This is a genomic window from Methyloversatilis sp. XJ19-13, assembly GCF_024580155.1.
Lineage (GTDB): Bacteria > Pseudomonadota > Gammaproteobacteria > Burkholderiales > Rhodocyclaceae > Methyloversatilis.
The window spans coordinates 33,729-50,342 of record NZ_JANINH010000015.1 but is presented as its reverse complement, the minus strand read 5'-3'; the positions used below and the strand labels follow the sequence as shown (position 1 = coordinate 50,342).

2 protein-coding genes are annotated in these 16,614 nt (G+C 67.2%); both read left to right on the top strand.

Translation table 11 applies throughout. From position 1 onward, the window contains the following. The first annotated feature begins 41 nt into the window (after positions 1–41). A complete protein-coding gene (locus NMQ14_RS16305) occupies positions 42–1,700 on the top strand; it encodes a ShlB/FhaC/HecB family hemolysin secretion/activation protein (protein WP_257097801.1) in 1,659 nt (552 codons plus the stop codon). A gap of 289 nt (positions 1,701–1,989) precedes the next feature. After that, the gene (locus NMQ14_RS16300; protein ID WP_257097799.1) at positions 1,990–16,536 is read left to right on the top strand and encodes a leukotoxin LktA family filamentous adhesin; all 14,547 of its coding nucleotides are present in this window, start codon (positions 1,990–1,992) and stop codon (positions 16,534–16,536) included. The last annotated feature ends 78 nt before the right edge of the window (positions 16,537–16,614 follow it).

Here is a 16,614-nt window from a genome sequence, read left to right as displayed (position 1 = left end):
ACAGGTTGTTCGGCAGACAAGCCCGCAGGATTCCACTGGCCGTGGCAGCACTGACGTGCGCCCTGGGCGCTGCGGCGCCGGCGCAGGCGCAGGTGGCCCCGCAACTGCCGCCTGCAGCCGACCCGGGCAGCATCCAGCAGCGCTCGCTGGAGCTTGAGCGTCGGCTGCGCGAAGAGCGCGAGCGCCGGCCCGAGTCGGAGCCGTCGATCGACCGCGAAGGGCTCAAGCCTGCGCCGGCGAAGAAACCGGCGGTGACCTCGAAGTTCCTGCTCAGGCGCATCGACTTCACGAAGTCCGAGCTGCTGTCGGAAGAGACGCTGCGAGGGCTGGCGGCGACGGTCGAAGGACGCGAAGTCACGCTGGCCGAAGTGGTCGAGGTCGTCGAGCGCATCAACACGCTGTACCGCGAGCGCGGCATCCCGACCGCACAGGCGGTGCTGCCGGCGCAGGAAGTGGCCGACGGCAATGTGACGATCAAACTGGTCGAAGGGCGTGTGGGTGACATTCTGCTCGAAGGGAACGCGAGCACGGCGGACAGCTTCATCCTGTCGCGGCTCGGCCAGACGAAGGGCGATCTGGCGGACGTGGGGGCGCTGGAGCGCAGCATGATGCGCTTCAACCGCAGCCAGGACGTGCAGCTGCGTGCCGAACTGAAGCCGGGTGCGAAGTTCGGCGAAACCGATGTGGCGCTGACGGCGGTGGAGCCGCCGAAACACGAAATGCGCGTGTTCGCCGACACCAGCGGCAGCTACGCGACGGGGGTGTATCGGGCCGGCGTGTTCTACCAGAACCGCAGCCTGTTCGGCTTCCGGGACGCATTGAGCGCGTCGCTGATCGGCGCGGAGACGGGGGGGCACGAAGGCCGCGCGCTGTCGTACAGCATTCCACTGGGCACGCTGGGTACGCGGCTCACGCTGTCCTGGTTCGAAGACTACACGCGGATCAAGAACGGCCCGTTCGCGCCGCTGCGCATCCGCGGCGAATCGACGGCCTGGACGGCGCTGCTGCGCCACCCGCTGCTGATCGGGAAGACCTACCAGCTCGATGTGCTGGGCGGGGCGAAGAAGCGCAAGACGGAAAGCTGGATCGAGGGGCGCAAGTTCCAGTCGACCGACATCGACGACGTGTCGGCGGGCGTGGATGCGCAGTGGTGGGAAAGCGACCGGATCTGGACCGGATCGCTGACCTACTCTACGGGGGATGCGGACCCGATCGACGATGTGGTGTCGACCTCATTCAAGATCTGGCGTGGCTCGGTGCGCCGTGTGCAGGAATTCGGCGAAGGCTGGTCGGTGCACAACACGGTGGCCTTCCAATACACGCGTGACGAGAACCTGACCTCGAGCGAGCAGTTCCTGATCGGCGGCGAGGGAAGCGTGCGGGGTTACCAGACGGGTCTGTTCAGCGGTGACAAGGGGCTGATCGCGTCGGTGGAACTGCACCACCCGCTGCCGCAGGCGCCGGTGGCGCCGATCAGGACCAGCGGCTTCCTGTTTCTCGACTACGGCGCGGTGGAGCCCTTCCGTCCGCCGGAGTCAACGCGCGGCAGCGACACGATGGCGAGCTACGGCTGGGGGCTGAACGCGAACATCAACCAGAACATATCGGCCCGGGTGACGCTCGGGCTGCCGATCCGCGACCGCCCGCAGGAGCCGCGCGGCTACTACGTGCACGTGCAGGTCGTCGCACAGGTGTTCTGACGGCGCCGGGTACAACCCCGGCGTGCGCCGGCACGTCTGGCGGTTCGGCTGATGCCTGCGCGGCGCCCCGCTTTTGCGCCGGCGGGCGATTGAAAAATGCCGTGCCGGATCCGATTCCCGAGTTGAAGACGTCCGGTCGATTGCCGGTACGGTTCAGTGCATCTTCGTTGCCGGATCGCCGACGATCGCGGCGTGAAATTTCACATCTCGTGACATTGCGCAAGATCAAGTAGGAGTTTGTCCTACACGCGCACATTGGTTTCTTTGGTGATCGAAAAAGGATCAGGCAATGAAACCGACGCGCTCCACTTCCAGTCTGCCTGGCCTGCGCACGCTATCGGCGGCGCTTGCGCCCTCTTTCTGCACGCTGGCGGGCATGGCGAGCCTGCCGCTGCTGATGTCACCGGCGGCGTGGGCGCAGGCGATCCAGGCCGATGGCCGGACGCTGACGACGGTGAGCACGGCCGGAGCGGTGACGGACATCCGGACCGGCACGATTGCGGGCAACTCGGGTTTCAACTCGTTCAACACGTTCAACGTCAATGCCGGGCACACGGCGAACCTGCACGTGCCGAGCGGGGCGGTGAATCTGGTGAACATCGTGCGCGACGCGCGCAGCGACATCCACGGCACGCTGAATGCGATCCGCGACGGGCGGATCGGCGGCAATGTGTTCTTTGCCAACCCGCACGGATTTGTCGTCGGCGCGGGTGGCGTGGTGAATGTGGGTTCGCTGTCGGTGAGCACGCCGACGCAGGGCTTCGCGGACCGCTTCTTCGTCAACGGTCAGCCGGACGCCGGCGCAGTCGGTCAGCTGCTCAACGGTACGGCGCCGCTGTCGAGTGCGGCGATCCGCATCGACGGGCGGATCAACGCGGCAGACGGCGTGACGCTGTCGGCGGGCACGGTGAGCGTGGCCGGCGCGGTGCTGACGGGTGCGCGCTTCGAGGGGCGAGCGCCGGACTTCACCGACATCGTCAATACGCAGGGTGTGAGCGCGGGCAGCCGGCTGGTCGAGCGGGCGGGGCGCATCTACATTGCGGCGGACGAGGACATTGAAATCGCCGGTACGCTGGATGCGCGCGGCGGCGGTGCCGGCGGCGGCGAGATCGAACTGAAGGCCGGGCGCGACATCCTGGTCGACATCGACGCGATGGTGACGGCGGCCGGAGATGGGGCGGATTCGGACGGCGGTCGCGTGTATTCGATGGCCGAGCGCAGTGCGGTCATCCGCAGCGGTGCTGTGATGGACGCGAGTGCCGGGGCCAGCGGCGACGGCGGCTTCGTCGAGTTTTCGGCGAAGGACACGGTGGAGCTGGCCGGCGGTCAGTTTCTGGCTGACGGGAGAGCGGGCGGCGCGGCGGGCCTGGTGCTGATCGATCCACTGAACATCGTGCTCAGCGCGAACCTGCTGCGCGGTGCCGGCGGCTACACCGGCATTCCGGCGGGGTCGGACAGCGGCGTCACCGTCACCGGTGCCAACCTGCTGCTGCAGGCGGACAACAGGATCACGGTGAACGAAAACGTGACGGTATCCAGCCGCCGCGTCGCCGGCACCGATGCGGCGAGCCACTCGACCGGCGCTTCGGTCGGGCCGTCCGGCGACATCACCTTCGAAGCGAAGCACATCGACCTGAAGTCCGGCAGCAAGGTGCTGGCGCACGCCGACGGCGACTATGCATCGGGCGCGGGCGACATCCAGCTGCTCGCCACGGACAACCAATCCACGCCGGTGCTCGGCTCGGTCGACGATTCCATCGCGTCCATCACCCTCAACAACGCCACCATCAAGGGGCGCAACGTCACGCTGAAGGCCGACGCGAACGACAAGTGGGTGTGGACGGGCGAGGAATACACCGATGCGCTGCTCGACTTCCTCGACGATCTTGCACTGGTGGTCGATGCCACCGTGTCGGTTGCCCACGCCACGATAGACGTCGATGGCGGTGCGCGGATCGAAGCGAGCGGTGATCTGAAGATCGAATCGGTGGCGGTAACGGATGCTTCGATGCGGGTGGTCGGCTCCGTGCTCGGCATCGGCTATGGCGAAACCGACGCGCTGGCGACCGTGGACATCAAGCGCGCCACGCTGTCGTCCGGCGGTGCGATGACGCTGCGCTCGCAGGCCGACAGCACGCTGCTGGTGAAGGTCGACACGATCAACACCGGCCACTACAACAACATGCTGTCGACGGCCAGCGAGTACGCGAACTTCGCCTTCGCCGTCGGCATCGCGAACCAGCGGTCCGAAACGATGGTGGCCAGCGCGGCGGTGATCGAGAAGGCGGCATCGCTCGATGTCGAAGCGACCGGTGCCAAGTCGATCGAGGTGTCGGCCACCGGCAGTTCGTTCAAGGACGGCATGGCCTCGTCCGGCATTGCTGTGCTGGTGAACACCACCACGATGACCGCTTCGCTGGGTGGCATCGTGACCGATGCCGGCCGCGTGAGCGTGACGGCCTCGCTGGCTGACGACGCGCAGACCGAGGTGGGCGCATCGGCCGGCACCGCGGGCGACCCCAACCCCGAAGAAGGTTTCAGCAACGCCCGCCCGATCGATGTGGCGCTGTTCGAAAAGCTGACGGCCTTCGTCGCCGGCGTGCCGAACAAGGACGCGCGCGCCGGTTCAAGCGGGAATTTCGGCCTGTCGGCGTCCTTTGCGTGGGTCGAGAACGACAACGCGGTGAAGGCAGAGATCGCCGCCGGCGCGAGTGTGACCTCGCGCGGGCGGGTCGACGTGTTCGCGGCCGCCGAGGAGTCGCTGTCTTTCGAAACGTCTGCGGCCGTCGACGAGCGCTCGCTGGAGGCGCCGGATCCCGACCACCCGCTGCCGCCCGACGAACAGAAGGCGAAGACGGAAGAAAAGAAGAAGATCGCGATTTCCGGTTCGATCGCGGTGATCGACGTGACGCATCGCACCGATGCGCTGATCGGCGATGGCGCGACGGTGAATGCAGGCGGCGCCATCACGGTCGCAGCCGACACGAAGCTGACGCCGTTCTGGACGCAGTGGGTCGATGCGTACGACACGCTGGACACGATGGACTGGGCCGACCCCGACGCGTGGACGAATCTGGGCAGCAATCTGTTCGACCTGATCGGCCAGCCCATCAACGCGACGTCTTGGGTGCAGAGTGGCGTCGAAAGCGAAAGGCTGTCCTTCGCCGGCGCGGTCGATTACTTCACCCTCGACAGCCAGGCGAACGCGAAGATCGGTTCGGCGCAGATCAATGCAGGCACCGCACCGCTGTCGGCGGCGCAGGATGTCACCGTTTCCGCGCACGCGTCGCACGGGCTGCTGAATCTGGCGGGCGTGCCGGAAATCGATCTGACCACGCTGCCGGACGGCGGGGCGAACAGCGCTTCGGCCGGCTTCGGCGGCACCTATCATCACCTGACGCTGACCGGCGGGTCCGACGCGACCATCGCGCGCGGCGCGACCGTGCGCGCCGACGGACTGGCGCTGCTGGCCGGCACCGATTTCGACCAGGTGACCATTGCCGAAGCGGCCGGCAAGGCCGGCAAGGTGTCGGTCCAGGGGGCGTTCTCGCTGATCGACAGCGATCTGCACACCACTGCGCAGATCGCGTCGGGTACCACGGTCAATGCACGCGACGTCGTGCTGCAGGCGGTCGACAACAGCATGTCGATCAATGTGGCCGGCGGCGTGGCACGGTCGGGCAGCATAGGCATCGGCTTTTCCGTCGCGATCAACGATCTCGACCGCACCACGAGCGCATTGATCGGCAACCGCCCCGATGAAACCGGGTCGGGCGGCGTGCTGACGGCTGCCGGAAACATCTTTCTCAAGGCGGTCACGGGCGCGACGCAGGGCGCGTTCACCGTGGCCGGCTCGCTGCCCGGCGGCGGTGACGAAAGCACGGACGGCAAGCCCGGCGGCGACGGCTCGAAAACCAATGTGAAGGACAAGGGCGAACAGGGCAAATCCGGCATCGGCATTTCGGCTGCCGTGTCGATCAATCTGGTCAATGACACGACCTGCGCGACCGTGGCCGATCTGGCAAGCGTGTCGGTCGCCGGTACGGCGGCCTCGACGCTGGACATCAACACCGATGCAGACGGCGTGACCGACCTGTCGGTTGCGCTGACGCACGGGCTGAATGCGGGTGCGCGCAACGACGCGCTGGCGCTGGCCGGCGCCGGTGCGCTGACCATCGCCACGGACAAGAGCGCAGGCCTGGGCGGCGCTTTCACCTGGAATCAGCTGGAGAAGATCACCCAGGCCACCATCGCCCGAACGGGGCTGACGCTCGGCGGGTCAGGCAATGTCGTGCTCGATGCCTGGAACGGCGGCCCGATGTGGTCGGTGTCGGCCGGCGTGGCCGCAGGGCAGAAGGTCGGTGTTGCCGGTTCCGTTGCCTACAGCAATGTGGACAACAGCACGCGGGTGTCGATCGACGGCGCCGGGGTGGACACCGGCGGATCGGTGTCGCTGATTTCCAGTGACAGTTCGGACATCCGCAGCGTGGCGGGTGCCGCGAGCTACGGCGGCAAGGCCGGCTTCGGCGCCGCGGTGGCGATTTCCACCGTGGATTCCGATACCGTCGCCGAACTGGTTGCTGACGACACCGACAGCGATGACGAAGTCGTGCGCGGCGCAGCCGGCGTTTCGGCGAGTGCCACCAGCGACAACGACATCGCGTCGGTCGCGGCCGCACTGAGTGCGTCGAACGGCGTGTCGCTGAGTGGCGCAGTGACGATCAATACGATCACGAACGAGACGCGTGCATCGAGCGACGCGATGGTGTTGAAGTCGGGTGGCGCGATCGCACTGTCGGCCAGTGACCTGTCGACGATCGAGTCGCTCGCCGGCGCGGTCGGGTTTTCGCTCAGCACCGCGGGCGTCGGTGTGGCCGTCGCCTACAACGAAATCGGCAACACGACGCGGGCGGCACTCGAGGACTCCCTGGTAGAGGACCAGACCGGCGAGACCGTGGATACGCTGGCGCTGACGGCGACCAACACGTCGACCATCAAGTCGGCGTCGGTCGCCGGCGGTCTCGCATCGACCTTCGGCGGCGCCGGTTCGGCGTCGACCAACTTCAGCGATCAGACCCGCACCACCGCCGAGATCGTTGACTCCGATGTCGCTGCAGCCGAAGCAAACGTGACGGTCACGGCGACCGACACTTCGCTTATCGAATCGCTGGCCGGTGGCGTCGGGCTGGGCCTGTCCGCCGGATTCGGCGCTGCCGTCGCGGTGAACGACATCGGCAACGTGACGCTCGCCCGGGTGTCGGGCAAGAAGACGACCGATGGTCTGGATGTCGCGAGTGTCGTCATCAGTGCCGATTCGCTGGCCACCATCAAGACGGCATCGGTGGGGGTCGGTGCCGGCGTCAAGGTCGGCGTTGGGGGCTCGGTCGCAGTGAACCTGATCAGTTCCGACACTCGTGCGCTGATCGAGAACGGCGCGGTGATCGAGGCGCGCGACGATGTCGCCGTGCTGGCCGAAGCCGATGACCGGATTTCGGTTCTGGCCGGTGCGGCCGGCATCGGCCTGGCGGCGGCCGGGGTGGGCGCATCGGTGACGGTGAATGAAATCACCGGCACCACCGAGGCGGCGATCCGCAGCAGCGAGGTCGCGGCGCGTGCGCAGCAGGGCACGGGCGTCAGCGTGAACACCGGCGAGGTGGCCGGCGCCAACCTGCGTGACAGCATCGACGAAATGAATACCGAAGGCGGCGGCTATTCATCCAGCAATCCCTTCGTGGCGCCGGACCTGACCGCCTCGCGCGGCAAGGTGAGCGTGCGCGGCATCGCGGTCAACGCCCTGGCCACGCATCACACCAGCACCGGTGTCGCCAACGTGGCCGGCGGGCTGTATGCGGGCGTTGCACTGACCGCGAGCGCGAGCGTGATCGGTGGCGAAACGCTGGCCACGGTGAGCGATTCGGTGCTGAACGGTGGCGACAACAGCGGCGCGTCGGCGCTGCAGGCGGTCAGCATCCGGGCGGCGGACCACGCATACGGCAACACCTTCATCGGCTCCATCGCCATCGGCGTGGCGGGCATCGGCGCGTCGGCCGACGTCAACGTGTTCCAGCGCAACACCATCGCCAAGGTCTCCGGCGGCAACACGCGTCGCGCCGACATCACTGCGAAAGGCGATGCGGACATCGATGCGCTGTCGGCGCAGGGTGTGGCATCCGTGGTGGTCGGCGCATCCGGCGGCGTGGTCGCCGTGGTCGGCAGCGGCTCGGTGGCAAAATTCACCAGCACCACGGAAGCGTATGCCCAGGCGGCGGATTTCGAAGTCGGCTCGCTCGACGTCATGTCGCAGCACTTTTCGACCTTCCTTGTGGCGGGTGGCGGACTGGCGGTGGGCGGCGCTGCCGGCGCCGGCACGTTTGCGGTCGGCCTCGATGACAGCACCACGCGAGCGCGCCTCGAGGACACGACAGTCGACGCCGACGAGGCGGTGACAGTCACCGCAGACACCACCACTGAAATGCGCACCTGGGCTGTCGGCGGCGCGGGCGGCGGCTTCGCCGGCGTGGCCGGTGCGGTGGCGGTCGGCATCATCGGCAGCACGACGCAAGCGTCGGTGATCGACAGCGACATCGGCAGTACCGATGATCGCACCGGGAGCCTGCTCGTCAGCGCCAGCGACAGTGTCGAGACCGAAAGCCGGGCCGGTGCGGCGGCACTCGGCGGCATGGCCGGCGTGGGCGCGGGTGCTTCGGTAACCAAGGTGGACAACACGACATCGGCGAGCATTCGGGACAGCGATGTCTACGTCAGTGGCGACATCGACGTCACGTCGACGGCCGAGCGCAAGCTGTCGAACCTTGCAGCAGCGGCGGCGGCGGGCGGGACGCTCGGCATCGGTGGCTCGGCCGCGGTCACGCTGCTCAATGCAACGATGAACGCCGACGCGTCCGGCGAACTGGACAACACCGAAGGCGACAACGAGGGCACCCTCAGTTCTGCGCAGAGCTTTTCCAACCGCGATCTGCTGTCTACCGACGAAGACGACGGCAACGTCCGCACGGCCGACAGCTTTTCCGACACCGACATCGAGCGCGTCAATGCGGCGGGCAAGGTCGCGACGAAGGACCAGATCAATGCGGCGCCGGTGGGCAGCACGCTGGCCACCGTGATCGATACCGACGGCACCCGCGACACGCTGGTCGCCGGCGGCAACATCCGCATCGGTGCATCGGAGAAGGACCGCATCGAAGTCGGGGCAGGCGGCATCGCGCTGGGCGGTCTGGCCGGTGTTGGTGCGTCGGTCGGCGTGCTCGACGTGCGCCACAACGTCGGCGCGACCACGGTCGGCGCGATTTCACTGCAGGCCGATACCGGCGACATCGAACTGAGCGCGAAAACAGCTGAACTGCCGGACACCGATCCGCTGGTCCAGGCCGAACCGGCGCTGCAGGTCGTCAGCTTCCAGGCTGCCGGCGGTCTGGTCGGCGTCGGTGCCGCAGTCGCGACCGCCGATCTGAACAACACGGTTCGCGCCGGTCTGGGGGCAGGCGCCCGGGCGACCGTCAGCAGCGCGGCGGGCGACGTGCGCGTGACCGCCAACGACACGCTGGATGCCCGCGCCAAGGCAGAGGGCTACGCGGTCGGGGTGGTGGCGGCCGGCATCGTGATTGCGCGCGCCGACAAGAGCGGCAGCACGACCGCGCAGATCGGCGGCCGCGACACAGCCACGACCCAGTCCGACGCAACCGGCGTGACGCTGGCAGGTGGGCTGCTCGACGTACAGGCGATGCGCGAAGACACGGTATCCGCCGAATCGAAAGCCGGTGCCGGCGGTGTCGCGGCGGGCTCCGGCTCGGAGTCGCGTGCCGGCGCGCTGGGAACGGCCCATGCGGCCATCGCCGATCGGGTGACGATCGCGGGCACCGGGTCGACGGTGTCGGTCACCGCCAACAGTACGCCGCAGGTCAGCACGGTCGCCCGCGGCTACAACGGCTCGCTCGCCGTGTCGATCGGCGTGTCGCTGGCTGAAGCGTCGGCGTCGACGCAATCCTATGCAACGGTGGGCCGCTACAACAGCATCACGGCCGGCGCGCTGTTGCTGAATGCGGCGACACTGCTGCCGAGTGTTGGCACCAGTGTTGGCAGCAGCGTGGGCCACAGCGCCTACTCGTACGCCAACGCGACCGGTGGATCGCTGCTGGTCGGCGCCAACGGCAGTGACTCATACGCCGGCGGCAGCTCGCTGGTCAACGCGACGATGGGCACGGGCAATGTGCTCGCGATCGCGGACAGCACGTCGCTGACCGCATCGAACCGCACGCGCCAGACGGCCGTCACCAGCGGCGTCACCGTCGGTGGACTGCTCGCGCTCGGGGCGAATCTGGCGGATGCGGTCGCGGGATCGGTCACGCTTGCGTCCATCGACAATGGCAATACCGGCACGGTCGGCGACGTGCTCAGCGTGGTCGCGACCGGTCACGACGAAACTTCGGCCGATGCCGAAGCCGGCTCGGGCGGCATCATCGCGGGTGCCGCCGCCGTGGCGTCGACGCGCAATCTGTCCGATACACAGGCGCTGCTCGGCGGCGGCACGGCCGGTGCTGCGCTGGTCACGGACAGCGCCGGGCGCATGGAAGTCCGCGCCGATCACACGGCGACCTTCAATTCCCGCGTCAATTCGCTGTCGGCGGGCGTGGTCGGTGCCAGCGGCGCGCAGGCGCGCAACGACATCGACGCCAGGGTGGTCGCGGGCATCCGCGCGGGTGCGCATCTGAACACCTGGGATCTGGATGTGTACGCGCTGAACCAGACGCGCAAGCCGTGGCTCACACGCGCGGAAGGGTCTGCCGTCATTGACGTGTTCAACGTGTTTGCCGGCGCGGGTGGCCTGGCAGGCGGCGCGGCCGGGTCCGGCGAAACGCGGGTGGACAACATCACGCGGGTCGAGGTCGGCGACAACGCGCGGGTCAGCGTGCTCGGCGATCCGGATGACGCGGGGCGCAGCAACTTCAATGCGGTGTCTGACGTGATGCTGCGCGACCGCGCCAAGCTGGAAGCCGGCGGGGCGATCAGTGCCGCCGACGCCGAATCCATCATCGAGGTGAACATCAACCCGCTGACCACCGCGGCCGGGGATGTCGGACGGACCGAAGCGCGCATCGGCAGCAATGTCGTCATCGATACCGTGGGCGACTTCAATCTTGCGACGCGCGAAAACGTCGATGTCGAGGCGCGTGCCAGTTCCAAGACCTGGGGTCTGGCGGCCTATGCCGATGGCTATTCGAAATCGGACATCCACAGCCGGTCGACGACATCGATCGGTGCCGGGACGGACATTCGCGCCGACGGCTTCATCAACCTCGGCGCCGGCCGCGATGCCGGCGGCGTGCGCAACCGCTTCTCGTCGGTCGCCTACACGGACCTGTACAACAACTCGCTGATTCCGATACCCGGCCTGGACTGGGGCGCGGACGGCCTGCTCACCCAGACCAACCGCATCGTCGTCGACGGCAGCCTGCGCAGCGTCAAGGACGTGAGCCTCATCGCCGACAAGGGCTTCGGTCACCTCGTCGACGGACATGGTGTGGCGCGTGACCTGTACAGCCAGGCGGCGAGTGCCATTGCCAGCGGCATCAGCAACCTGTTCGGTGGCGGCGACGTGTCGATCGAGCAGAACAGCGGACGCAGCATCGAACAGTCCCAGGCCGGTGCGACGGTGAATGGCTTCATCGACGCCGGCATCCACAATCAGCGCTGGATGAACATCAGCGAGACGGATCCCGGTGGCGGTGCGGTGCCGCTGACGCTCAGTTCGCAGGTGCCGCGCGATGGGCAGGAGGCGAAGTGCCAGGCGCCCGGCGTTGCGGGCTGCGTCTACGACACCTATTCGAAGCAGTACTGGATCACGCGCTCCGACGGCCTCGACATGCCGGTCGCGCGCATCGAGAACCTGCAGGACAACCTGCAGACGCGCATCGACTCGCTGAAGGAAATCCGCGGCCAGTATCAGGGCGTGACCAGCACCGGCGCCGATGCGAGCAGCCCGGAAACGGTGGCGGCGCTGACCGCCGAAATCAACTTCCTGGAGCAGCAGCTCGCCGACCTGTTCCCGGCGGGCGGCGCGACCGCCTCGGTGTCCGACGCGGCCTTCATCATCCTGCCCGAAATGAGCGCACGCGGCGGCAACATCAATGTCATGGGCGACTACCTCGCGGGCAGCGGCCAGCTGGTGGCGCGGGGCGATGCGCAGATCCGGATCATCAACAACAGTTCGGCCTTCCTGCGTACCGATGCACTGACCATTCCGGAAGATGCGACCGGGCGGCTGGTGCTCAACAGCGTCGCCATCCTGAACACGCCGGGCACCCGCCCGACGACGGCCGACATCAACGCCGCGCTGAACGCCCGCAACAAGGGCGGCACGGCCGGTTTCGGCAACGTCGACATCGCGCCGGATTCGGCCGTGCCGCTGATCGAGGTGAGGAACACCTACATTCCGCTCGATGCGGACGCCCGCGCGCCGGACATCGAGGTGGTCGGCGACATCAGCAATCTGCTCGGCACCGTCACGCTGGAAAGCGAACGCGGCAGCGTGCTGGTGCAGCCGAAGGACCCGTTGAATCCGCTGACCGCCCCCAACATCCAGGCGGCAACGATCAACATCACGGCCGGTCGCGATTTCGTGTTCAGTTCGCCGTCGGCCTTCTATCACACGGCCGGCGCCGCACGCGACCTGTGGGGTGGCACGCGCACGCCCAGCGGCGGCAGTGGCGGAACCGCCAACAATTTCGAGGATGGCAGCCTGTTCAGCGGCGCGGCCGACGACGTACGCATCGGCAACGGTGCGCCGACCATCGCCGGCAACAACATCTTCATCAGTGCCCGCTACCTGAACATCAACGGCCTGCTGCAGAGCGGCCTTCCCGACCGGTCGATCACGATCGACGCCGATGCGCGCGTCAATCTCGACATCGGCCCGTACAAGACGGCCACCACGCTGGCGCAGGCGAAGACGAATTACGACGCGTTGGTGGCCGGTGGCATGAAGCCGGCCGATCCGCGCTTCCGCATCACCGGCACCGACGGCAACATCGTCGCCTTCTTCAATGCCGAACTGAACCGCATCGAACTGGAGCCGGTCAAGGTCGAAGGCGGCAAGCTCGAACTGCTGGGCGAAATCCTGAACACCGGTGGCGGTCGCATTGCGGCCATGGACGGCTACGGCCGTTTCGATATCGACAACCTCACCGGCTACGATATCGTCATCAGCGGCCTGGACACCGGCAACGACATCGAAGGCCGCGTGCGCATCACCGACTACCTGCGCCGCTGGGATCCGGTCGCCAACGGCGGCCTCGGTGCCATCGTCAGCAGCCCGCTGCAGTCGAGCACGCCGACGAGCGCCTACTACAACAGCCTGACGCCGGTCACCCGCGTCGTCACCCGGCTGGGCGCCGATGTGCAGACGTCGGATGTCATCATGACGACCGAAAGCACGCCGGCGGGCGACAAGCTGGTCGAGCGTCAGGTGAAGGCCTACGCCGATCTGACCAATACGCGCAGCACCGGCTACGCGCCGGTCGAGGACCAGACCTATACCTGGGTGACCGGTCAGCGCAGCACGACGAACACCTATGCGCGCTACGAGAAGGAAACCAAATTCTGGTTCTTCCCGGGCAGCTGGTCGATCGCCGATCGCACGGCCTACGTCGAGTATCCGGACGCGACGCCCTTGATGGAAGGCGAATACACGCGACTCGACCCGACCCTGGGCGACGACGCCTATCGCTATCAGCGCCGCGATGTCCTGACGTCCTACCAGGAATGGTCGAAGGAACGTTCGAAGTGCTCATGGTTCTTCTGCATCTGGAAGTGGCACACCTACGAGGTGTGGAGCGACTTCGGCGAGAAGCGCTACAACACCCACACGGTCAAGGCCGACCACCTGATCCCGATCAGTTTCATCGGTCATGACAGCGGCGGCATCGACATCGTCAGTCGCGGCGACATCATTCTTGCCGGCAGCCTGACCAACCGGACCGGTCTGGTTGCGCTCGATGCGACGGCGGGAGATGGGCTGCCCGGCGGCGCCATCGCGTCGGAAAGCGCGCGCGGCACCGTCACGACGGAAAGCCTGACGATGCGGGCTGCCAGTGGCATCGGCAGCGCGCTGGCGCCGCTGCAACTGAACCTGCTCGGGAACGGCAGCATCGATGCCGTGAGCGCAGGCGGCGACATCGGTCTTGCCGCAACAGCGGGCGACATGCGCGTGGCACAGGCGATCACCGGTGACGACGGCCGCGTGTTCCTGCAGGCCGATGGCGACATCGTGTCGGCCGGCGCCGGCGATGCCGTGCGGGTGCAGGGCGGTGGCGTCGAGCTGGTGTCGCTGAACGGGCGCATCGGCAGCGACGCGCAGGCGCTCGTCGTGCAGACGCAGGCCACGCTGCAGGGTGGGCTCGACGTCACAGCGATGGGCGACATCGATGTGCTGCAGCCGGACGGCGACCTGCAGCTGGACAAGGTCGAATCGCTGACCGGAGACGTTACGCTGACCGCCGGCAACGGCCGCATCGTCGATGGCAACCGCAACGAAACGCGCGATACGCGTGCCGAAGCCGAGCTGGACGCCGTGTGGAAGAACCTGCGACTGCGTGAATCCGACGGCGCAGCCGACAGTCTGGCCGATGCGCTCAAGGCGCATCGCGCAGGCATCGACCGCGAGTACCGCGAATACTGGTCGCTGCGCAACGTTCAGCTGATCGAAGATCCCGCCAATGCCGGCAGCTATGTCTACCGGGCCGACGCCTACGATGCGGCCGCGGCGCCGCCTCGGCTGCGCGACCTGCACGACAAGCTGGGTGGCCTGGGCGTGACGCTGGCCACCGGAGCGTTGCCCGACTATGACGCCGACTTCCAGTATGTCGGGTCGGTCGACACGGACCGGACGCTGGCTGACATCTCCAACGGCACGCACGCATGGACCGACAACCAGGTGCGTTACGGCGTCAGTGCCGCGATCTACAACAAATCGGTGTCGGACACCGAAACCCGCATCGAACAGCCCAATGTGGTGGGTCGTCACATTGTGCTCAATGCCGCCGGCACGGCCGGCGGCGTCGGACGCGACGAGGGGCAATTCACGGTCAGCATCGCTGCACTGTCGACACTCAGCGCCGACGAGCGGCGTGAGCTGGCAGCGGCCGAAGCCGATGACGTGGCGGTGGATACGGTTGAGAAGACCGCCACGGTGCTCAAGCGCGATGACGTCGATGTGTCGACGACGGCCGACGGCAGCGTGACGGTGAATGCACGCGGCCACGTATTCCTCGGGGCCGACGACTACGAGCGCAACGGCACGGCGCTGCCGGGCGACATCAATCTGGTGTCGCTCGATGCCAGCGGGGGCGGTGCCGACTACAGCAAGACGATACGGCTCAAGGTGTCAGGCGGCATCATCGATGCCGGCGCGGGTGCCGTTCCGAATCTGCGCGGCGGCAGCACCATTCTCGAAGCCAGCCACGGCAGCATCGGCAGCGCGGCACGCCCGGTCAGCCTCGATCTGGGTACGGCTGCGACGCTGACGGCACGCGCGGCCAGAGGCATCTGGCTGAATGAACTGAGCGGACCGATGCGCGTGGCCGAAATGTTCGCCAGCGTCGGCGGCATTCACCTGACCAGCGCCGGCAGCATTCTGGATGCCCGCGGCGCGCAGCGTGTCGTGGCGCTGCAGACGGAAGCGGGCGACATCGACCTGCGCTCGCTCGCCGGCAGCATCGGTGCGCCGGGCGAGGCACTGGTCGTCGCGCCGGGCAACGGTTACGTGGTCAATGCCGACGCGGCGGAGGACGTGCATCTGTCGGGCATCACCGCCGCCGATCCTGACTTCTCGTCCGATCTCGCAGTGGGCGAAGTGAAGGCCGGTGGTGACGCGTCGGTCACGGCAATCGGCACGATCAGCGGCGGCAGCGTGCGGGCCGTGCGCGGCAACCTGGATCTGCGCGCCGGCCACAGCGTGATGGTGCTGGAGGCGACGGCCGATTCGGGCAACGCAAGTGTGTTCGCCGAACAGGACATCCTGATGGACGCGGTGACTGCCGGCCGGGGCGTGCGACTGGAAACGATCAACGGCCGCGTCAGCGTGAAGCGGCTGAGCGGCGACACCATCGACATCATCACGGATGGCGACATCGAGGCGGGCACGCTCGAAGTGGATTCGCAACTGTCGATCGGCGTCGGTTCGATTTCTTCAAGGATCGTTCAAACCGGCACTGCGGGTCCGTTGGTGATGAACGTGACGGGTCCTGGGGGCGGGATGGCGCGGTGGGTCGATCTGACGTTCGACAGCGCGATCGGCACGCGCTTCGAGCAGCTGTATTCGCAGGACGCGCGGATCGAGACGGAGCGCGGCTGGCTGGAAGTGCTGGATGGCCGGGTCGACAATCAGGCGCGCTTCATCAATCCGCAGAGCAACGTTTACATGGACAACGCGACGACGGTGATCGAGCCGGCGGATATCCAGCTCAATGCGCCGGACGGGCAGTTTGCGCTGCGTCTCGAGCGCTATCGTCTTGTGACCGACGAGACGGTGCTGACGCGCAGCCCGCTGCACGAAGTGGTCAATGCGACGGACCCGGACAACAGCGGGCGGGAGGAGTCGCGCAACGCGATCGAAGGTCGGGTGCCGAATCCGACGCGCCCGCAGGCAGTGAATGTGGTGCCGGCGCTGTCGCAGATCGCGATCAACATTCCGCTGTACATCCCGGCCGTGAATTCGGGTGAGGAAGAGACGGAAGAGGAAGCGGAAGCCCGCCGCAAGGCGGAGGATGAGGCTGGGGCGCAGAATGCAACCGGCGAAATCCCGAAGGAGACGGCACCGTGAAGCGCGCGCACGGCTTCTTCATCAGGTGCCGCGGCACCCGTCAGCGCAGGCAGGGCGAAAGGTGGTGGAAGCCGGGAG